This window comes from Burkholderia sp. Ac-20349 (assembly GCF_017104865.1).
Taxonomy (GTDB): Bacteria; Pseudomonadota; Gammaproteobacteria; order Burkholderiales; family Burkholderiaceae; genus Burkholderia; species Burkholderia aenigmatica.
On record NZ_JAAGPM010000036.1, the window covers coordinates 41,429 to 60,826 of the forward strand.

Below are 19,398 nucleotides of genomic sequence, written 5' to 3' on the forward strand. Positions count from 1 at the left end.
CTGACGACCCGCGGAATCGCTGAGCACCGGGTGGTAGCATTGCCCTTGTCCGAGGCCAATTCCGCCACTCATGCCGCTCATTCGAATCTGGGTCATCGACCAGGCCCTTGCTTCCGGCGTCGCCGCGCCGACCGACATGTTCACGGCGGCCAACCATCTCGCCTCGACGACCTCGCAGGGCCGCACGCGCGCACCGTTTCGCTGGCGCGTCGAATCGATCGGCGGACGGCCGGTGCGCGCGATCTCCGGCCAGATCATCCCGGTCGATGGCGCGATCGACGGCGGCAGTCCTGCCGATGCGATCTGGCTGACCAGCCCGTTCGTCGCGGATCTCGAGCGGCTGCTCGACGGGCCGGCCTCACTCGCGCCACTGTTCGACGCGCTGCGCCGGCAACACGCGCGCGGCACGCTGATCGCAACGTACTGCACTGGCACATTCCTGCTCGCGGAGGCCGGCTTGCTCGACGGCCGCCTTGCCACGACGCACTGGTCGAAAGCATCGAGCTTCCGCGCCCGCTATCCGGACGTGGCGCTGCGTGCGTCGGACATCCTGACCGAGCAGGACGGCATACTGTGCGGCGGCGCCGTCACCTCGTACCAGAATCTCGCGCTGCGAGTCATCGACAAACTGGCGAATCCGCGCCTTGCCGCGTCGGTCGCCAGGCTCATGCTGATCGACATGAACCGCGTCTCGCAGGATTCGTTCATCGATCTCGACAGCATGGGTCATCGCGACCACGACGATGCAACCATCGCGCGCGCCCAACGCTGGATGGAAAAGCACCTGCGGGAACCCTTCAGCCTCGCCCGTCTGAGCGATCACGTCGCGATGAGCGAACGCACGCTTCATCGCCGCTTCAGGGACGCCGTGGGCGCGCCGCCGCTCAAGTATCTGCAGACGCTCAGGATCGAAGTCGCGAAGCGGCTGCTCGCGGAAACGAAGCTCGCGATCGACACGGTTTGCGAGCGCGTCGGCTACGCGGACATCAGCGGCTTTCGGCAATTGTTCAAGCGCGAGACCGGCATCTCCCCCGGCGAATATCGCCGTCGCTTCACGTCCTGAGCGCACGCAACCGGCATCGGACGCGATGTCGGAAATGGCATCGTCGAATGGCAGTTTCGCCACTCTGCGCGTCAGCATGAGGTTCGTACACTGGGTTCACGTCGCCCCGCCCCGGAGCGACCTCTCCACCGAACCAGGACACCCTCATGCCGATGATCGACGTATACATTCCCGAAGGTGCGCTCGCACCGCATGCCGAAGCACAACTGATGGAAGAACTGACGGACACGCTGATCCGCCACGAGGGACTCGATCCCGACAATCCGCGCGTGCGCGACGTGACATGGATCTTCGTCCATCGGCCCGCGGCCGTGTATCGCGCCGGGGCTGTCGCGCCTGCGCCTATTTACCGGATCGTGCCGACCGTGCCGGAAGGACAGTACACGGACGCCGCGCGTGCCGCGCTGATTGCGGACGTGACCGCCGCCGTGGCTCGCGCGGAAGGCGTGCCGGTCGACGCCATTGCGGCACGCGTGTGGGTGTTTCCGTCCGAAATCGACGACGGCTGCTGGGGCAGCCGCGGCGTCGTGCGCCACCTGCCGGACATCATGGCCTACTTTGGCGGCCCGCCGCTGCGGGCACTCGGGGAACAGCGGCTGGCTAACAAGCGGCGCACGGATGCGATCGCGATGCTCGAAGCCGCGCTCGCCGCGATGCGCGAGACGCATCAAGACCTGTCGCACGCTCGCAGCACCGAGCCTGCGGACTGATGCTCGGCGAGCACGTGCCGCCTCCCGGCGCCCGCACCCGGCGTCAGGCAATGCGGGCATCTGCGGCGCGCACAATCGCACGGCGCCCTTGCCCGGCCGGCCGCCGGGGTTCGCGTTGTACGTGGTGACGTCGAACGGTCCGACGAACGCGCCGATCGTGGCCATGACGGCTGCCATTGCCTGCTGGGACGCCTGAAGAAGCACGAGCGCGGCGCAACGACGCGCGGCCGCCCGGAGGCGCGTCCGCGATCAGGCGCCCGTCATGCCGGCGCGTCCGCAAACGAAAGCGGTGCCAGATCCGGATGCGCGCCAAGCCGGTCAGCGAGGAAATCCATCAGCAAGCGGCTCCTCCGCGGCAGGTGCATTCGCTGCGGCATGCACAGGTGCAGGCCGTAACGGCAGGTCATGTGCCGGGTCAGCAACGGCACGAGACGCCCCTCGCGAATGTGCGCGCTGACCGAATAGCCGAAGAACTGGCCGATCGCGGCACCGCTCAGCACCGTGTCGAGTTCCGCGTCGATGTCGTTGGTCGCGATGAACGGGTCGATCTGCCGTGCCTCGACACGGCCATCGACGAGGAATTCCCACGGAAACGGCTTGCCCGTGCGCGGATACAGGAACGCGGTGCAACGATGATCGCGCAGCGCGTCGATCGTCTGCGGCTCGCCGTGGCGACGCAGATACGCAGGCGCCGCGCAGACGATCAATTGCAGATCGGCGATGCGCCGTGCAACGAGCCCGCTATCGGGCAGATTGCCGGTCCGCACGGCGATGTCGATCCGCTGTTCGACGATGTCGGCCATGTCGTCGCTGACGATCAGTTCGGCCGTGACGCCCGGCTGACGGTCGCAGAATTCGCCGAGCAGCGGCGCGAGAAAGCGCCGGGCCAGCGAATACGGCGCCGCAACACGGATCGTGCCGGTCGCGTGCGCCTGATCGTCGTCGAGCATGCGCAGCGCGCTCTCCAGTTCCCCGACAGCACCGCGGCACTGCGCAAGCAGGCGTTCGCCCTCGAGCGTCAGCACGATCCCGCGCGTCGAGCGCTGGAGCAGCCGCACGTTCAGCAGCGCTTCGAGCGCAGCGACCTGCTTGCTGGCCGCTTGCGGCGTCATGCCCAGCTCGCGGGCACCCGCACTGATTCCGCCCGCGGCCGCGATACGGACGAATACCGTCAGCGCCTTCAACCGATCCATTCGCAGCTCCCGTCAAGCCCGGAACGCCCGGGCAATCGTCCATGGCATCGCAACGCCTGCCCAACCGGTTGAATCGGTTTCAACCGGTCGAGTGCTATTCGCACGGCACCCTGCTTCGCACAATGGTGCTGTCTTCGATCCCCCGGGGCCAAACGGCCCGCCACCATGAACAGCCATTCATTTTCAGCCGTTTCGCGAACCGTCGTCGCGGCCGCATTGATCGTCGCTGGATCGCCACGCGTGACCGCACAGGAAACGGACGCGGGCAACCGCGTGGCCGAGACGGTGCTGCTGCAAACCACGCATGCGTGGGACGGCTCTCGGTATCGCGCCTATCCGTCAGGACAACCGGAGATCACGGTCGTACGCTACACGATTCCGCCGCACGCGGTATTGCCGTGGCATACGCATCCGTCGATCAACATCGGTTACGTGCTGTCGGGCCACTTGACCGCCGTGCGCCGCAGCGACGGCAAGCGGCTGGCGCTCGGCCCCGGTGACGTGGTGCCGGAAATGGTCGACGGCGCCCATCGCGGCGAAACCGGCGACGAGCGCGCCGAACTGATCGTGTTCTACGCAGGCACGCCCGGCGCGCCCCTGACGGTGCCCGACCGCCAGGACTAAGCACTTCGACCATGCGCCGGCCCGTCGGCCAGCTCGCATCCCTTTATATGGAGCCACTCTCGTCATGCCCGATTCACGAAGCTCGTCATCCTCCTCCGCCACGACTCGACCCCGGCTCGACGGACGCGTCGCGCTCGTCACCGGCGGCGGCACCGGCATCGGCCAGGCGGCCGCGCTCGCATTCGCGCGTGAAGGCGCCCAAGTCGTCGTGGCCGGGCGGCGCGCGGCGCCGCTCGACGAAACCGTGCGCGCGATTACCGAGCGCGGCGGCGAAGCCTTCGCGATAGCCATCGACGTCGCCTCCGCCGATGGCGTGCGCGCGCTCGTCGACGCAACGATCGGACGCTACGGCGCCTTGCATGCGGCATTCAACAACGCGGGTACGGAAGGCACGTTCGCGCCGATCGTGGAACAGACCGAGGCCGACTTCGACACGGTGATCGCCACCAATCTCAAGGGTACGTGGCTGTCGATCAAGTACGAAATGGAGGCAATGCTCGCGCACGGCGGCGGTGCGATCGTCAATACGTCGTCGTGGCTCGCGAAAGGCGCGCTTGCCGGCTCGTCGACCTATTCGGCCAGCAAGGGCGCGCTCGATGCGCTGGTGCGCGCGGTCGCGCTCGAAGGCGGCCCGCACGGCATCCGGATCAACAACGTGAACCCCGGCATCATCGATACGCCGATGGCCCGCCGTTTCGGCGACGACGACATGTTCCGCCCGTTCGCCGCATTCACGCCCGCACGGCGAATCGGCACGCCCGAAGACGTGGCCGACGCGGCCGTCTGGCTGTGCAGCGACGAAGCGCGCTTCGTGACGGGCGAATCGCTCCTGGTCGACGGCGGCTACACGATCGGCGGCATGCGCTGACCGGCGCCGGAACAGAGGAAGAACCGATGGAATACGAGAGACTGGGAAGGTCCGGGCTGAAGGTTTCGAAGCTGTGCCTGGGCTGCATGACCTACGGCGATCCGTCGTGGCGCCCCTGGGTCGCGACCGAGGAGACGGCCCGCCCTTTCATCCGCTCGGCACTCGATGCGGGTGTGAATTTCTTCGACACGGCCGACATCTACTCGGGCGGCGAGAGCGAGCGCATTCTCGGACGTGCGCTGCGCGATTTCACGACGCGTGACGACGTGGTGATTGCAACCAAGGCGTTCTTTCCAACCGGCGACGGACCGAATGCGCGCGGGCTGTCGCGCAAGCATCTGCTCACCAGCATCGATGCATCGCTGCAGCGCCTCGGGACGGACTACATCGATCTCTACGTGATCCACCGGTTCGATCCGGACACGCCGATCGAAGAAACGCTCGATGCGCTCGATACCCTCGTGAGGAGCGGCAAGGTCCGCTACCTCGGCGCGTCGTCGATGCATGCATGGCAATTCATGAAGATGCTCGTGTTTCAACAACATCACGGGCTCGCCCGATTCGTCTCGATGCAGAGCCAGTACAGCCTGATCTGCCGCGACGACGAGCGCGACATGCTGCCGCTTTGCATCGAAGAAGGGATGGCCTACACGCCGTGGTCCCCGCTCGGCCGCGGGCTACTGGCCGGCTCGCGCGATGCGGCGACGACGCGGGCCGCAACCGACCAGCAAATGGTGTCCTGGTACGACGGGCGCGACGCGGTCGCGGCGACCGTCGATGCGGTCAGGCAGGTGGCGCAGGCGCGCGGGGTGGCGCCTGCCCGGATCGCACTGGCATGGGCGCTGAGCCGGCCAGGCATCACCGCGCCGATCGTCGGGTTGTCGAAGCCGCATCACCTGACCGACGCGCTTGCGGCACTCGACCTGAGACTCGACGATTGCGAGACCGCATTGCTCGAAGCCCCATTCGACCGAACGGTCGAACCGGTGCAATGGTGACCACGGCACCGGCAATCGGATCCAGCCGGGGTTTCGAAGCCGTGTCGCTCATGAGGGTACGCGACCGCACGCTGCCAGCCCTCGAAATCGCATGCATCGTCACGCCGGCCAAGGCGGGAAACCGGAAGATGCAAACCCCGACGGCGCCCCGCAGGGCCCGCCGGTGATAGCACTTACTGAAACGCCACTTCCGCAAAGCTCCTCAACTTCCGGCTATGCAGCTTGTCGAGCCCGTTCGTGCGCAGGATCTCCATCGCCTTCACGCCGATTTGCAGATGCTGGTCGACCTGCCCGCGATAGAACGTGTCGGCCATGCCCGGCAACTTGAGCTCGCCGTGCAGCGGCTTGTCCGACACGCACAGCAGCGTGCCGTACGGCACGCGGAAGCGGAAACCGTTCGCGGCGATCGTCGCGCTTTCCATGTCGAGCGCGATCGCGCGGCTCTGCGACAGGCGCTGCACCGGTTCGCGATGATCGCGCAGCTCCCAGTTGCGGTTGTCGACGCTCGCGACCGTACCCGTACGCATCACGCGCTTCAGTTCGACGCCATCGAGCTGCGTGACGTCGGCCACCCCGCGTTCGAGCGCGAGCTGCACTTCGGCCAGCGCCGGAATCGGCACCCACAGCGGCAGGTCGGCGTCGAGCACGTGATCCTCGCGCACGTAGCCGTGTGCGAGCACGTAGTCGCCGAGACGCTGCGTGTTGCGCAGCCCCGCGCAGTGACCGAGCATCACCCACGCATGCGGACGCAGCACCGCGATGTGATCGGTGATCGTCTTCGCATTCGACGGGCCGACGCCGATGTTGACCATCGTGATCCCGCTGCCGTCCGCGCGCTTCAGGTGATACGCGGGCATCTGCGGCAGGCGCGGCGGCGCGGCGCCCTCGGCCGGCTCGCTGCCGAGGTTCGCGTTGTACGTGACGACATCGCCCGGCTCGACGAACGAGCTGTACTGGCTGCGGTATGCACGCACCTCGGGATCGTCGCTCTCCGTCATCACCGTGCGGCCCAGCTTCACGAACTCGTCGATGTAGAACTGGTAGTTCGTATAGAGCACGTAGTTCTGGAAATGCGTGGGCGACGTCGCCGTGTAGTGGCGCAGCCGGTGCAGCGAGAAGTCGACGCGCGCGGCGGTGAACAACGCAAGCGGATGCGGCTCGCCCGGCGCCGGCTCGAACGTGCCGTTGACGATGCGGTCGTCGAGATACGACAGGTCGGGCGTATCGAAGATGTCGCGCATCGCGAGCAGGCGGTCGCGGTCAAGCTCGCCCTCGAGATGGATGCCTTCCGGAAACGCAAAATGGATCGGAATCGGCTGCGACGATACGCCGATCTCGATCTTCACATGGTGGTTCTTCGCGAGCAGGCGCAGTTGCTCGCGATAGTAGTTCGCGAAGAGATCGGGGCGCGTGACCGTCGTCTCGAACACGCCGGGGCCCGCGACGAAACCGTACGAGCGGCGCGAATCGACATGCGTGTTGACGTCGGTGCGGATCCGCACGAACGGGTAGCACGCGCGCACGTGCTCGGTAATCGGTTCGTGGCGGCGATAGCGCGCGAAGGCGTCGCGCAGGAAGCCGGTGTTCGTGTCGTAAATGGCGGACAGCCGCGCGACGGCGGCGATCGGATCGTCGAAAGCCTCGACCGACGGGCTCTCGGGCGTCAGCACTCGGTGCCGGCGGCTCAAATCGTTCTTCATTTTGATTACCTCGTCTGATCCGACGACATTACCACGGAACCCGGTCGCCCTTATGGCTGCCCCTACGCACGCGAGGGCCGGATGCGGCGCAGTATTTGCTAAAATCGATGGGTTCACTGGAGACTCATCATGAAGCCGCTCATTCTCGTCGTCGCTGCCGCCGCGTTTGCCGCCGCCAGCGCCGCTTACGCCGCCGGCGGCACGCCTGACGCCGACGCGCAGGCACGGGCCGAGGCCAACGAGGCCGCTGGCCTGCCCGATCTCCGCAAGATCAACCGGCCGGGCGCCGAAGTCACGTCGAAAGTCGACTTCGCCGACATCCGCCGCACGCCGAGCTTCCACGAAAAGAGCAAGAACGGCACCGAAGTCACCGAGTACCGCGATCGCGGCAAACCGGTCGAGATCGACGTGAAGTCGAACTTCGGCACGCGCTACCAGATGAGCTCGACGCCCGACACGTCGCCGAAGCCGCACGACGCGGGCATCCCGATCACGCGCCTGCCGTCGCTGAACCTGCGCTACTGATTCCGTGGCGCGCCGCACCGAACGCCGCGCGCCACGTCCCCTTCACCTGTTGTCGCGACGCACGCCGCCCGCGTGCCGACACCCTGACCTGACGCATCCCGCATGGCCGTTTTCACTGCTGTTTCCGACTCCGATCTCGCGCAATGGATGCGCCACTACGAACTGGGCGACGTGCTTGCGTTCCGCGGCATTCCGTCCGGTATCGAAAACAGCAATTTCTTCCTGACGACGACGCGCGGCGAGTACGTCCTCACGATCTTCGAAAAGCTGACGGCGGAACAACTGCCGTTCTACCTCGACCTGATGCGCCATCTGGCCGGCCATGGCGTGCCGGTACCGGATCCGATCCCGCGCGACAACGGCGCGCTGTTCGGCATGCTGCACGGCAAGCCGGCCGCGATCGTCACGAAGCTCGACGGCTCGGCCGAACTCGCGCCGGGGGTCGAACACTGCATCGAAGTCGGGCAGATGCTCGCGCGCCTGCACCTCGCCGGCCGCGACTATCCGCGCCACCAGCCGAACCTGCGCAGCCTGCCGTGGTGGCAGGAGAACGTGCCGGCGATCGTGCCGTTCATCACGGATGAGCAGCGCGCGCTGCTGGAAGGCGAGCTCGCGCACCAGGCCAGCTTCTTCGCGTCGGACGACTACGCGGCGCTGCCGGCCGGGCCGTGCCATTGCGACCTGTTCCGCGACAACGTGCTGTTCGCGCACGCGGCGCCCGGCACCGGCCACGACGTGCGGCTCGGCGGCTTCTTCGACTTCTATTTCGCCGGCTGCGACAAGTGGCTGTTCGACGTCGCGGTCACGGTCAACGACTGGTGCGTCGACCTCGCGACCGGCGTGCTCGACGTCGCGCGCGCCGACGCGCTGCTGCGCGCGTACCAGACCGTACGGCCGTTCACGGCCGAGGAGCGCCGCCACTGGAGCGACATGCTGCGCGCGGGCGCGTACCGCTTCTGGGTGTCGCGCCTGTACGACTTCCACCTGCCGCGCGCGGCCGAGATGCTCAAGCCGCACGACCCCGGCCATTTCGAACGCATCCTGCGCGAGCGTATCGCGCATACGCCCGCGCTTCCCGAGATCCAAACCGCATGCAACTGATCGAAGTGCCCGCCAAAACGGGCTATGTCTGGTTCCGTCAAGGCGTCTGGCTGTTCCGCCGGAACCCGCTCGCGTTCATCACGCTGTTCTTCACGTACCTGCTGGCGATCACGCTGGTGTCGATGGTGCCCGTGATCGGCTCCGCGCTGCCGCTGGTGTTCATTCCCGGCATCGCGGTCGGCTTCATGGCCGCGTGCCGCGACACCGTGGCCGGCAAGCCCGTGATGCCGACGATCCTCGTCGACGGCTTCCGCTCGTACGGCACCGTCGCGACCCAGCGGCTGCTCGTGCTCGGCGTGATCTACGTCGCGTCGATGGTGCTCGTGTTCGCCGCCTCGTCGTTCGTGGACGGCGGCGCGCTGTTCCACGTGATGATGGGCGCGGCGGACGAAGCCAGCACGACGCCGGAGGCGCTCGCCGCGCAAGGCACGCTCGGCGCGCTGTTCTTCGCGACGCTGCTGTACCTGCCGGTCGCGATGCTGTTCTGGTTCGCGCCGGTGCTGGTCGCGTGGCATGACGTCCCGCCGGCCAAGGCGCTGTTCTTCAGCGTCGTCAGCTGCTGGCGCAACCGCGGCGCATTCGTCGTATACGGCGTGCTGTGGTTCGGCGTCGCGCTCGGCACGTCGCTCGCGCTGTCGCTGCTGCTGCAGGCGCTCGGCGCCGGCGCCTACGCGCTGACGATCATGATGCCGGTGACGATCATCATCGTCACGATGCTGTACTGCTCGTTCTACGCGACCTATCGCGGCTGCTTCGGCGTACAGGAACCGGGCGCGACGACGACCACGTCGGGCCGCTGAAGTCTTTCCGGCCGGCGCGCGTCGCCGGCCTGCCGTTCTCCGCGCCGGGTTGTCTCCCGGCGCCCCTCCCTTCCCCCGCCTCCGTCAGCCACCGCCCCTCGCCGGCTGCCCCCTGTTCATCCCGATCTTTTGCGCGCAAAATAATTTGCGTACAAATTGTTCGCGCGTTCGCCGCGCTTCCCGAATCATGGACCGCCTGCCCCCGCTGCCCCAGACGCTCGACGCGCAACTCTGCTTCGCGCTCTACTCGACTTCGCACGCGATGACGAAGGCGTACAAGCCGCTGCTCGACAAGCTGTCGCTGACCTATCCCCAATATCTCGCGATGCTCGTCCTGTGGGAGCGCGACGACATCGCCGTGAAGGACATCGCCGCGCGGCTGGACCTCGATCCGGCCACGGTCACGCCGCTGCTGAAACGGCTGGAAGCGCTCGGCTATGTCGAGCGCGTGCGCAGCGCGGCCGACGAGCGCGTCGTGAACGTGCGCGTGACGCCGGAAGGCCGTGCGCTGAAGGATCGCGCGCGCTCGGTACCCGCCGATCTCTTTTGCGCGATGCAGCAATCCCCCGAGTTCCTGATCAGGCTGCGCGCCGATCTCCAGCAGTTGCGCGACGCGCTGTCGGCCGCCAACGAACGCTGACAGGCGAAGCCCCCGCGAACCGGCCCGGTACCGCCGGGCTTTTTCTTCAAAATTTCATTTGCACACTAATGATTTGTGTTCTATATTTTCCTCGTGGCCGGCGACATCCCGTTCGACCGGACCGCTTTTCCTCCCTTTTCCAGACAGGAGCTGCACGATGAACATTCTGTACAAGACCAGCGCCACGAGCACGGGTGGCCGCGACGGCCGCGCGGTATCCGCTGACAACAAGCTGGAAGTGAAGCTGGCCGCGCCGCGCGAACTCGGCGGCACGGGCGCGGAAGGCACGAATCCGGAGCAACTGTTTGCCGCAGGTTACTCGGCCTGTTTCCTGAGCGCGATGAAATTCGTCGCCGGCCAGGACAAGAAGGCACTGCCGGCCGACACGCAGGTCACGGCGGAAGTGGGCATCGGCCCGAACGACGCGGGCGGCTTCGGGCTCGACGTCGAACTGCGCGTGTCGCTGCCGGGGTTCGACAAGGCCGACGCGCAGGCGCTGGTCGAAAAGGCGCACCACGTGTGCCCGTATTCGAACGCGACGCGTAACAACGTGCCGGTGCGCCTGACGGTCGTCTGACGCAATACGAGACCAGGAATACAAAAAGGGCGCGTGCGGCATGTAGCCGCACGCGCCCTTTTCTGCTGCGTGACTCGCCGGAGCGGCGGACCTGATTGCCCGCCCTGCGCTGCTTAGCGCGAACCGAACGAATACGGGCGGTTCATCGCCGCTTCGCGGTCGATCTTGCGCATACGGAATTCGAGATCGTAGATGTCGGTCGCATCAGCCAGATACGCCTCGGCGCGCTCTTTCGAGGCCGTTTCAGCGTTCTTGGTCAGCATCAGGAAGAGGTGGCTCAGCAGGTACATGGTTGATCTCGCAATCCAAAGGTTCTTTGACTAGGGTTTTCCCGAATTATAGGGAAAACCCTAGTCATTGACCAGCGTCGATCAACCGATGCGTCGTTCGGTCGCCACAGTGCGGCGATTCGCTTCGAAAAAGGCCCAGATCATTGCGCTCGCATCGGGGCCGACCGCTGCATGAAACGGCACGGCTTCATCGCCGCCGGCCCACGCATGATCGAGCCCTTTCACATGGCAGAGCCGCACGACCGGCTCGCCGTCGCGGCAGACATCGGTGATCTGCGCGCCCGCGTCGCGCGTCTCGACCCGCTCGCCGCCGCGCAGTGCGCCGCGGCTGTCGGCGAGCCCGTTCAGGCGCATGAACTGCACCGTGAGTTGATCGGCATTCTTCGGTGCGACGACATGGTCGCCGTCGCCCTGGACGATCAGCGCGGGCATGCCCGGATACGCGGCGGCATCGACCAGCGCATCGACGGCCGCGGCCGGGTTCTGCCGCACGCCGCGCCGCATCACGTCCATCGCCGTGATGCCCGAACTCGCCTCGCCGAGCGCGGGGCCCGAATGCAGCGCCACCGCCGCAAAACGGTCCGGATGATGCAGCGCAAGCAGCGCCGCGAGGCCCGCGCCGGCCGACAGCCCCGCGACATAGACGCGCGACGCGTCGAAACCGTGTTCGTCGACGAGCGCGTCGACGAGCGAGGCGACCGCGTTCGCCTCGCCGCGCCCCGCGCGGTCGGTGTCTTCATACCAGTGCCAGCAGCCGTGCGCGTGCGCGCGCAGCGACTGCTCCGGATACAGCACCGCGAAGCCGTGCTTGTCGGCCAGCAGGTTCATCCGCGTGCCCTGCACGAATTCGTCGACGGACTGCTGGCAGCCGTGCAGCATCACGACGAGCGGCATCGCGCCACGCCGGCGGCCGGGCGGCACGTAGAGGCCGTACGCGAGATTCTGGACGAGGCGCCCGAGCGCGGGCGCCATCGGATGTTCGCCGCGCGTCCACTCGCCAGCCGCCCATGCGGCCGCGCGCGGCCGCACGCGCGATTCACGCGGTGGGGACAGATCGGATACGGCGGCAGTGGCCGCCGCTTCGAGTGCGTCGCGTGTGATGCGCTGCGCATCGCGCGCCGCGCGCTTGGCGGCCGGAGACAGCATGCGTTTCATGCCGCCCAGCCACACCTTGGTCAGACTTTTGGTCATCGATCGGGCTCGCAGTCAGGAAAAATAGGGGCACCACAGCGGATGCATCGTGCGTCTTTGTGCAATGCACCATAACATTGTTTCTGGGATTTTTCCTGCACGCGGATAGTTCCCGGCCGCGCAAAAAACGGGGCTCATGCGCACGCGGCGCTATACTGGGGTTTCGCCGCTTGTATCCGTTGTAGTCGTTCTTTCCGGCTCGCGCGTTGATTTAAGCATCTTCCCCGCCTTCGTTTGTCCCCTTCCCGATGTTCGACCTGTCGTCTCACCTGTGGATCATGATCACCGCGTTCGGCGGCGCCGGCCTGACCTTGCCGCTCGCGATCACGATCGCCGTCTGGCTCGCGCTCGGCTACTCGTGGCAGCGCGCGGCCGCGTGGCTCGGCGTGCTCGCGGCCGCGATCGGCGTGGTCGCGCTCACGAAGATCGCGTTCCTCGGCTGGGGGATCGGCATCCGCAAGTGGGATTTCACGGGGTTCAGCGGCCATGCAATGCTGTCGACGTCGGTCTATCCGGTCGCGATTTTCCTGGCGCTGATCCGCACGCGCACGCCGCTGCGGATCGCCGGCATCGCGCTCGGGCTCGCGGCCGGCGTCGCGGTCGGCGTGTCGCGCGTCGCGCTCGACGCGCATTCGCCGTCCGAATCGATCACCGGCTGTATCGTCGGCGCGATTGCCGCGCTCGCGTTCATCGCCGGTTCGTGGCGCGCAGTGCCGCACCGCTGGTCGGTGCCCGCGGTCGTCGCGAGCCTCGCGCTCGTCACCGTGGCGCTGCACGGCATCACGGTGCCGTCGCATCGCTGGGTCACCAAGGTGGCGCTGCAGTTGTCGGGCCACGAGCGCCCGTTCGTCCGCGCGCGCTGGAAGGCCAACCCGAACTACCGCCCGGCATCGCAGCCGTCGTCGCTGCAGCGCACCCAGTCGTCGCCGCAAACGCTCCGTACGTGACCGGCCGCCCGGCCGTCATCCCCCCTTTTCACGTCTGACCATTACATGCGCACCGTCGCATGTGCGGTATGTCGAGCGTTATAACCCACCCTATATTACGATTACGGTTTCCACCCATACAAACGAACTCGCCATGCGCTCAACCGTCCGTCCGCTTCGCCGCACCCTGCTTCGCCTGCTGCCGCTCGCCACGCTTGCCGCTGCCGGTATCGCGTTCAGCGCGCCCGCTTCCGCCGCCGACGAACTCGTCGTGTCGGCCGCCGCCAGCCTGACGAACGCGTTCAAGGCCGTCGGCGATGCGTACGAGAAGCAGCACCCGGATACCAAGGTGCTGTTCAACTTCGGCGCGTCGGACGTGCTGATGCAGCAGATCGCGAAGGGCGCGCCGGCCGACGTGTTCGCGTCGGCCGACCAGAAGGCGATGGATCGGGCCGTCGACGAAAAGGTGATCGTGCCCGGCACGCGTCGCGATTTCGCGGCGAACTCGCTCGTGCTGATCGTGCCGGCGGACAGCAAGGCCGCCGCGCCGACGTCGCTGAACGACCTGACCGCGCCCGGCGTGAAGCGCATCGCGTACGGCGACCCGGCGTCGGTGCCGGTCGGCCGCTACACGGAAGGCGCACTGCGCGCGGCCGGCGTGTGGGATGCCGTCAGCGCGAAGGGCGTGCTGGCCGCCAACGTGCGCCAGAGCCTCGACTATGTCGCGCGCGGCGAAGTCGACGCAGGCTTCGTGTTCGGTACCGACGCGGCGATCATGCCGGGCCGCGTGAAGGTTGCGCTGACGGTGCCGACGAAGACGGTCATCACCTATCCGATCGCCGTGGTCAAGGACAGCCGCCACGCCGTGCAGGCGCAGTCGTTCATCGACTTCGTCGCGTCGCCGCAGGGCCAGGCCGTGCTGTCGACGTTCGGCTTCAAGCCCGCGGGCAAGTGAGCGTAGTGCGATGCAAGACGCCTGGGTACCGCTGCTGCTGTCGCTGAAGGTTGCCGGCTGGGCGACCGCGCTCGACATCGTGCTCGGCGTCGCGGCCGCGTTCATGCTCGCGCGCTGGCGCTCGCCGCTGCGCGACGTCGTCGATTCCGTGCTGACGCTGCCGCTCGTGCTGCCGCCGACGGTACTCGGCTATTACCTGCTCGTGCTGCTCGGCCGGCGCGGCGTGTTCGGCGCGTGGCTCGACCAGCTCGGCATCGAGCTCGTCTTCACGTGGCAAGGCGCGGTGATCGCGTCGATGGTCGTCGCGTTTCCGCTGATCCTGAAGTCGGCGCGCGCCGCGTTCGAAGGCGTCGATCCGCACCTCGAGCGCGCGGCACGCACGCTCGGGCTCGGCGAAGTGGCGGTGTTCTTCCGCGTGACGCTGCCGCTCGCCACGCGCGGCATTCTCGCGGGCGCGCTGCTCGCGTTTGCACGCGCGCTCGGCGAGTTCGGCGCGACGCTGATGATCGCGGGCAACCTGCCCGGCCGCACGCAGACGCTGTCGGTCGCGATCTACGCGGCCGTGCAGGCCGGTGACGACAGCACGGCCAACTTCCTCGTGCTGGTGACATCGATCACCTGCGTGCTCGTGCTGCTCGCGACCGGCTGGCTCGTGCCGTCGCGTGCGCGGCGGAGTCAACTGACATGAAACGCGTGTCTCGTCCGAATCGCCAGCTTCGCTCGGCAGCCGGATGGCGACGGCGGAGACCCGCATGAGCCTCGTCGTCGACATCCGCAAGACCTACGCGAACGCCGAGCGCCGCTTCACGCTCGACATGTCGTTCACGGCGACGACTCAGCGTGTCGTGCTGTTCGGGCCGTCCGGCGCGGGCAAGAGCATGACGCTGCAGGCGATCGCCGGCCTGCTGTCGCCCGACGAAGGCACGATCGTGCTGAACGGCGAACCGCTGTTCGACGCTGCGCGCCGCATCGACGTGCCGACCCGCGAACGCCGTGTCGCGTACCTGTTCCAGGACTACGCACTGTTTCCGCATCTGAACGTGCGCCAGAACATCGCGTTCGGGCTCACGTCGGGACTGCGCAACCCGCGCGCGAAAACGGTGCCGCCGGAAGTCGCGTACTGGCTGCAGGCGTTCGATCTCGAAGCGCTCGCGGGGCAGTATCCATCGCAACTGTCGGGCGGGCAGAAACAGCGCGTCGCGCTGGCGCGCGCACTGGTCGCGCAGCCGCGGATCCTGCTGCTCGACGAACCGTTCGCGGCGCTCGACGGCGCCATGCGCCAGCGCATGCGTCACGAGCTCGCCGAGCTGCAGGCGCGGCTCGATATCCCGATGGTGCTGATCTCGCACGATCCCGACGACGTCGCCGCGTTCGGCGACCAGGTCGTGCAGTTGAGCGAAGGACGCGTGCAGGCGGCTCCGCCGCACGCCGAGTGGCCGACGCGCGTCGCGTGAGCGCGCGAGGCTGTGGTCGTGGTAGGCAGGTTGGAGCCTGAGAGAAGCCGCGCGTAGCGGCATATGCTGAAAGCGGAAACGAAGCCGGTGCCGTGCACGCGCTGTGCGATGCCGGCTTCGCCCCGCCCGTCACACGATCGTCGAAGCGCGCCGCCCGGCCTGCTGCGTCAGCCCGTCACCGCGAGAATCACGCTCGACGCCTTGAACAGCGCGATCGCCGGCCGGCCCGCGTCGAGCTGCAGCGCATCGACGCTGTCGTTGGTCACGACGGCCGTCAGCGTCCCGCCGCCGTCGAGCGCGAGCGTCACCTCGCTGTTCACCGCGCCCGTCGCGACGGTTTCCACGCGGCCGCGCAACTGGTTCCGCGCGGACACCTTGAGTTCGGGCTCGCCCTCGTCGACCGCAAGCACGACCCACGACGCCTTCACCAGCGCGCACGCGTCCGCGCCAATCTGCAGGCCGAGCGCGTCGGCGCTTTCGTGCGTCAGCACCGCAACGATCGGCTGTCCGCCGGGCAGCGTGAGCGTGACCTCGTCGTTGACGGTGCCGCGCACGATCGATGCGACCTTGCCGAACAACTGGTTGCGCGCGCTGGTCTTCATCCCGATCCGGCCGATCAGCGCCCAGTCGACGTCGAACCCGGCCACGGCCGCGCTCGCGGCCTCGATGAACCGGCGGTGCTCGCGCTCGATCGTGCGAAACGCGGCGATCAGCGACGTCGCGCGCGGCGTCAGCGTCGTGCCGCCGCCGCCCTTGCCGCCCGTCGAACGCGCGACGAGCGGTTCGCCGGCGAGATTGTTCATCGTGTCGACGGCATCCCACGCGGCCTTGTAGCTGAGGCCGACGGCCTTCGCCGCGCGCGTGATCGAACCGGTGTCGCCGATCGCCGCAAGCAGCGCGATGCGCGTGGCGCCGCCGAGCGTCTGCTCGCCGGCGCGCAGCCACAGCTCGCCGCCCAGTTCGAGCGGTTCGGCGGACGGGGAAGAATGCGGTGCGTCGGTCATCGGGATGGGTGCGGGAATCGGGCGGCCATTATAGTCAGCGCGTGCCGCTCAACCGGGCTTGCCGTCGAGCTTCGGCGGCCGCAGGCTGGCCAGCAGCGTCTCGGCATCGCGCGCCGCGCGCTGCTCGAGCGCCGCGCCGTAGCCGCGCACGAATCCGAGCTGGTACGGCGGCGCCGCGAGTTTTTCGAGATGATGCAGCGCGACCATCGTGTCGTTCGCTTCGCCGAGCACGCTCTGCACGCGCGTGAGCGTCTTGACCGTCTCGGTGCGGGTGCGGCGCGACGCCAGCGACGCGAAGAATTCGAGCGCATAGCGCAGCCGTTTCGCATCGATCCGCACCTGATGACGGGCGGCCGTGTCGAGCGACGTGAGCGACGGCGACGCGTACAGATGACCGAACAGCCGCCGCACGCGCTTCGTCGCGTGGCGCCGCAGCGAAGGTGCGTCACCGGCTTCGGCCGGCGGCAGCGCCAGCGAGCTCAGCCATTCGAGCCAGCCGAGCGTCAGCCGCGCATAGCGGGCCGAATGCAGCGCCTGCCGCAACTCGACCCGTGCGGCCGCGCACTGCGCCCGCGCGGCGTCGAGCGTGCCGTTCCACTCGCCGTCGCCGCCGTCGGCCGCGATCAGTGCAGGCAGGCTTTCGGTCGCGAACACGTCCCAGTCGCGCACCGTGCCGAGCAGCGCCGCAAGCCAGCGCAGGTCGACGCCGAGCGTGTCGCGCCACTGGCGGTCGGCAAAGAGCGGGAAGAAGCGCATCAGCGTGCGCAGGCGGCGTAGCGCGACACGCATCTGGTGCACGAATTCCGGATCGTCGTGCTCGAGCACACCGCCTTCGTTGCCGAGCCATTGCGCGGTGATGTCGCCGGACAGCGCGAACAGCGCGGCGCGCTGCGTGCGCACGCCGGTCAGATCGACGAGCCGCGCCTTGACGGGCCCGCCGGCGGCCGGCTCGGCCGCACATGCGCGATCGATCACGCTCGTCAGTTGCACGAATGCGGGCCATGCGCCGCTCAGTTCGCGCGCCGCGGCAAACAGCGCATGCAGCGCGGCCGTGCGCGCGGGCAGGGTTTCCCAGTCGGGCGCCGTGAGACGCAGCTCGACGAAGCGGCGCGGCGGCTCGCTACCGCGATGCAGCGTGACGTCGTCGAGCGTCATCTCGACCACGACCCCGCTGTCGTCGGCCCACCGCCCGCGCCGCCGTTCGCTGACGAGGCGCAGCGCCGACGATTCCGGCTGGGTACCGGCCTCCTCCGCGCGCCCGGTCGTATCCGGCGCGGCGCCGTCGGCTTCGCCCGCCACTGCGCCGGCCTCTGCCGCGACGGCCGCCTCGGGCATGGGTAACGGCATCGAGACAGCGATGCCTGCATGCTCCGCATCGAACAGTTCACGCTCCGTGACGCCCGGCGCAAACGCCTTCGTGCGCGACGCGACGACCCGCCTGCCATGCGCATTCGACTCGACCCAGGTCCACCAGCTCGCGCCGGGACTCAGCTCGGCCTCCTCGATCTGGCACGGCTCGATCGTCACGCGCTCATGGCCGCGGCGCATCCTGACCTGAGGGCAGATCCGCCACGCGCGCACGAGTTCGGCGCCGAAATCACGCTGCGCGCCGCGAGCGCGACTTCCAGCCTCGACCGGCCACCCTTCCAGCGACAGCGACAACACGATTTCCAGCACACGCGACATGGAGGCTCCTGCACATGAAGAATCGCCGGCGCATCGATCGCGCCGGCGTCACTCGTGAAGCTGCTTCCATAGTACACGTCGCCAAAACTCGCAGGCGACGATCTGGCCCTGTCGCGCTGTCGCAGATCAAACGGCGTATTGCGCGAGGCCGTTGCCGAACGACCAGTCCTCCTTCAGCACCTCGACAAGACTGATGAATACGTCCTGTTGCCGCACGCCGGGCTGCTGCGCGAGGTTGTCCGCGATCGCCCGGTACAGCGCCCGCTTCTGCTCGAGCGTGCGCGTGTTGTTCGCGGTGATCTGGACCATCACGAGATCGTCGCTGCGTTCGATATCGAGGTAGTGGCGACCGAACACGAAGTTCTCGGCCGCATGCTCGGTGACGACCATGAAGATGTCGTCCTCGGGCACGTTGAACGTGTGCATCAGCGCGCGATGCACGCCGTCGACGAGCGCCGCGCGGTAGGCGGCCGGCTTGCCTTCGCGCACTGCGATACGGGTGAATGGCATGGTCCTGCTCCTGTCGGTGAAGTTGACGTTGAAGAACGGAAACGCAGCGTCAGGTTAGGCTCGCCGAACTATAATAAACAGTCATCGATGAATATTTCATCCATTTACATCTGAAATGAAAGTCCTCGACCTCGATGCCGTCCGCGCGTTCGTGCTGGTTGCCGATCTCGCCAGTTTCACGCGCGCCGCCGATGCGCTCGGCACCACGCAGTCGGCCGTCAGCCTGAAGCTGAAGCGGCTGGAAGCGCACCTCGGCAAGCCGCTGCTCGCGCGCACGCCGCGCGTCGTCAAGCTGGCCGCCGACGGCGAGAATTTCCTGCCGGCCGCCCGCGCGCTGCTCGACGCGCACGACCACGCGCTCGGTGCGATCTCGGCCGGCACGCACCGGCTGTCGCTCGGCGTCAGCGAGCACGTCGCGGTGCCCGACCTGCCGGCCGTGCTCACGAGCCTGCATCGGCAGGATCCGGGGTTGTCGCTGGAAATGCATCTCGGCACGTCGACGAACCTGCTCGCGCAATACGACGAACGCCGGTTCGATGCGGTGATCGTGCGGCACGAGCCGGGTGAAGACCCGCCGCGCGAA

At 67.7% G+C, this 19,398-nt stretch carries 22 protein-coding genes; 15 read left to right on the forward strand and 7 right to left on the reverse strand.

What is annotated here, in order from left to right; genetic code table 11:
* Positions 1 to 70 precede the first annotated feature (70 nt).
* Positions 71 to 1,063 carry a helix-turn-helix domain-containing protein gene (locus tag G3N61_RS14590; protein ID WP_205822830.1) on the forward strand — a complete coding sequence of 331 codons (993 nt, stop codon included), beginning with the start codon at positions 71 to 73 and terminating at the stop codon, positions 1,061 to 1,063.
* A gap of 146 nt (positions 1,064 to 1,209) precedes the next feature.
* Complete coding sequence (locus G3N61_RS14595; RefSeq protein WP_205822831.1) at positions 1,210 to 1,773, forward strand: tautomerase family protein; 564 nt, start codon at positions 1,210 to 1,212, stop codon at positions 1,771 to 1,773.
* A gap of 260 nt (positions 1,774 to 2,033) precedes the next feature.
* Here the strand turns inward: G3N61_RS14595 and G3N61_RS14600 are convergent, their stop codons facing one another.
* On the reverse strand, positions 2,034 to 2,966 hold the full coding sequence (locus tag G3N61_RS14600) for a LysR family transcriptional regulator (RefSeq protein ID WP_089453420.1): 933 nt from the start codon (positions 2,964 to 2,966) through the stop codon (positions 2,034 to 2,036).
* 240 nt (positions 2,967 to 3,206) lie between these two features.
* On the opposite strand from G3N61_RS14600, the gene G3N61_RS14605 reads away from it, so the two are divergent.
* The 3 genes from G3N61_RS14605 (at position 3,207) to G3N61_RS14615 (ending at position 5,456) form a co-directional block, all read left to right on the forward strand.
* Positions 3,207 to 3,590 (forward strand): cupin domain-containing protein, encoded by a 384-nt coding sequence (locus G3N61_RS14605; protein WP_244912119.1) that lies wholly within the window; start codon positions 3,207 to 3,209, stop codon positions 3,588 to 3,590.
* A gap of 64 nt (positions 3,591 to 3,654) precedes the next feature.
* Complete coding sequence (locus tag G3N61_RS14610) at positions 3,655 to 4,458, forward strand: glucose 1-dehydrogenase (RefSeq protein ID WP_205822832.1); 804 nt, start codon at positions 3,655 to 3,657, stop codon at positions 4,456 to 4,458.
* 26 nt (positions 4,459 to 4,484) lie between these two features.
* Positions 4,485 to 5,456: an aldo/keto reductase gene (locus G3N61_RS14615; protein ID WP_205822833.1), complete on the forward strand. Its 972-nt coding sequence runs from the start codon at positions 4,485 to 4,487 to the stop codon at positions 5,454 to 5,456.
* A 173-nt stretch (positions 5,457 to 5,629) separates the two neighbouring features.
* Here the strand turns inward: G3N61_RS14615 and G3N61_RS14620 are convergent, their stop codons facing one another.
* Positions 5,630 to 7,156 carry an AMP nucleosidase gene (locus tag G3N61_RS14620; protein ID WP_060309694.1) on the reverse strand — a complete coding sequence of 509 codons (1,527 nt, stop codon included), beginning with the start codon at positions 7,154 to 7,156 and terminating at the stop codon, positions 5,630 to 5,632.
* Positions 7,157 to 7,285: 129 nt separating this feature from the next.
* On the opposite strand from G3N61_RS14620, the gene G3N61_RS14625 reads away from it, so the two are divergent.
* The 5 genes from G3N61_RS14625 to G3N61_RS14645 all read left to right on the forward strand — a co-directional run bounded on the left by G3N61_RS14625 (position 7,286) and on the right by G3N61_RS14645 (position 10,799).
* Positions 7,286 to 7,681: a hypothetical protein gene (locus tag G3N61_RS14625; RefSeq protein ID WP_021160838.1), complete on the forward strand. Its 396-nt coding sequence runs from the start codon at positions 7,286 to 7,288 to the stop codon at positions 7,679 to 7,681.
* A gap of 102 nt (positions 7,682 to 7,783) precedes the next feature.
* Positions 7,784 to 8,782: a homoserine kinase gene (locus G3N61_RS14630; RefSeq protein ID WP_205822834.1), complete on the forward strand. Its 999-nt coding sequence runs from the start codon at positions 7,784 to 7,786 to the stop codon at positions 8,780 to 8,782.
* On the forward strand, positions 8,773 to 9,582 hold the full coding sequence (locus G3N61_RS14635) for a BPSS1780 family membrane protein (protein WP_043177806.1): 810 nt from the start codon (positions 8,773 to 8,775) through the stop codon (positions 9,580 to 9,582). Before G3N61_RS14630 ends, G3N61_RS14635 begins: the two co-directional genes overlap by 10 nt.
* Before the next feature lie 187 nt (positions 9,583 to 9,769).
* Positions 9,770 to 10,222 (forward strand): MarR family transcriptional regulator, encoded by a 453-nt coding sequence (locus tag G3N61_RS14640; protein ID WP_089453424.1) that lies wholly within the window; start codon positions 9,770 to 9,772, stop codon positions 10,220 to 10,222.
* Between the two features lie 157 nt (positions 10,223 to 10,379).
* Positions 10,380 to 10,799: an organic hydroperoxide resistance protein gene (locus G3N61_RS14645; protein WP_011355825.1), complete on the forward strand. Its 420-nt coding sequence runs from the start codon at positions 10,380 to 10,382 to the stop codon at positions 10,797 to 10,799.
* 113 nt (positions 10,800 to 10,912) lie between these two features.
* On the opposite strand, the gene G3N61_RS14650 is transcribed toward G3N61_RS14645, so the two are convergent.
* A complete protein-coding gene (locus G3N61_RS14650) occupies positions 10,913 to 11,089 on the reverse strand; it encodes a DUF3563 family protein (RefSeq protein WP_080741415.1) in 177 nt (58 codons plus the stop codon).
* An 81-nt stretch (positions 11,090 to 11,170) separates the two neighbouring features.
* Positions 11,171 to 12,280: a PHB depolymerase family esterase gene (locus G3N61_RS14655; protein WP_205822835.1), complete on the reverse strand. Its 1,110-nt coding sequence runs from the start codon at positions 12,278 to 12,280 to the stop codon at positions 11,171 to 11,173.
* Positions 12,281 to 12,528: 248 nt separating this feature from the next.
* Here G3N61_RS14655 and G3N61_RS14660 point away from each other — a divergent pair, with 248 nt between their 5' ends.
* The 4 genes from G3N61_RS14660 to G3N61_RS14675 all read left to right on the forward strand — a co-directional run bounded on the left by G3N61_RS14660 (position 12,529) and on the right by G3N61_RS14675 (position 15,615).
* Positions 12,529 to 13,227, forward strand: coding sequence for a phosphatase PAP2 family protein (locus tag G3N61_RS14660; RefSeq protein ID WP_089453426.1), 699 nt, complete (start codon positions 12,529 to 12,531; stop codon positions 13,225 to 13,227).
* Between the two features lie 133 nt (positions 13,228 to 13,360).
* Positions 13,361 to 14,161, forward strand: a complete 801-nt coding sequence (gene modA / locus G3N61_RS14665; protein ID WP_043177813.1) for a molybdate ABC transporter substrate-binding protein — start codon at positions 13,361 to 13,363, stop codon at positions 14,159 to 14,161.
* Between the two features lie 10 nt (positions 14,162 to 14,171).
* Positions 14,172 to 14,849, forward strand: coding sequence for a molybdate ABC transporter permease subunit (gene modB / locus G3N61_RS14670; protein WP_089453427.1), 678 nt, complete (start codon positions 14,172 to 14,174; stop codon positions 14,847 to 14,849).
* A 64-nt stretch (positions 14,850 to 14,913) separates the two neighbouring features.
* A complete protein-coding gene (locus G3N61_RS14675) occupies positions 14,914 to 15,615 on the forward strand; it encodes an ATP-binding cassette domain-containing protein (protein WP_043177825.1) in 702 nt (233 codons plus the stop codon).
* Positions 15,616 to 15,782: 167 nt separating this feature from the next.
* Here G3N61_RS14675 and G3N61_RS14680 read toward each other — a convergent pair whose 3' ends face one another.
* The 3 genes from G3N61_RS14680 to G3N61_RS14690 form a co-directional block, all read right to left on the reverse strand.
* Positions 15,783 to 16,619: a TOBE domain-containing protein gene (locus G3N61_RS14680; RefSeq protein ID WP_043177829.1), complete on the reverse strand. Its 837-nt coding sequence runs from the start codon at positions 16,617 to 16,619 to the stop codon at positions 15,783 to 15,785.
* Positions 16,620 to 16,667: 48 nt separating this feature from the next.
* Positions 16,668 to 18,305 carry a CHAD domain-containing protein gene (locus tag G3N61_RS14685; RefSeq protein WP_089453429.1) on the reverse strand — a complete coding sequence of 546 codons (1,638 nt, stop codon included), beginning with the start codon at positions 18,303 to 18,305 and terminating at the stop codon, positions 16,668 to 16,670.
* Positions 18,306 to 18,431: 126 nt separating this feature from the next.
* Positions 18,432 to 18,815: a tautomerase family protein gene (locus tag G3N61_RS14690; protein ID WP_043177833.1), complete on the reverse strand. Its 384-nt coding sequence runs from the start codon at positions 18,813 to 18,815 to the stop codon at positions 18,432 to 18,434.
* A 115-nt stretch (positions 18,816 to 18,930) separates the two neighbouring features.
* On the opposite strand from G3N61_RS14690, the gene G3N61_RS14695 reads away from it, so the two are divergent.
* A partial coding sequence (locus G3N61_RS14695) for a LysR family transcriptional regulator (RefSeq protein WP_205822836.1) occupies positions 18,931 to 19,398 on the forward strand: 468 nt, incomplete at its 3' end.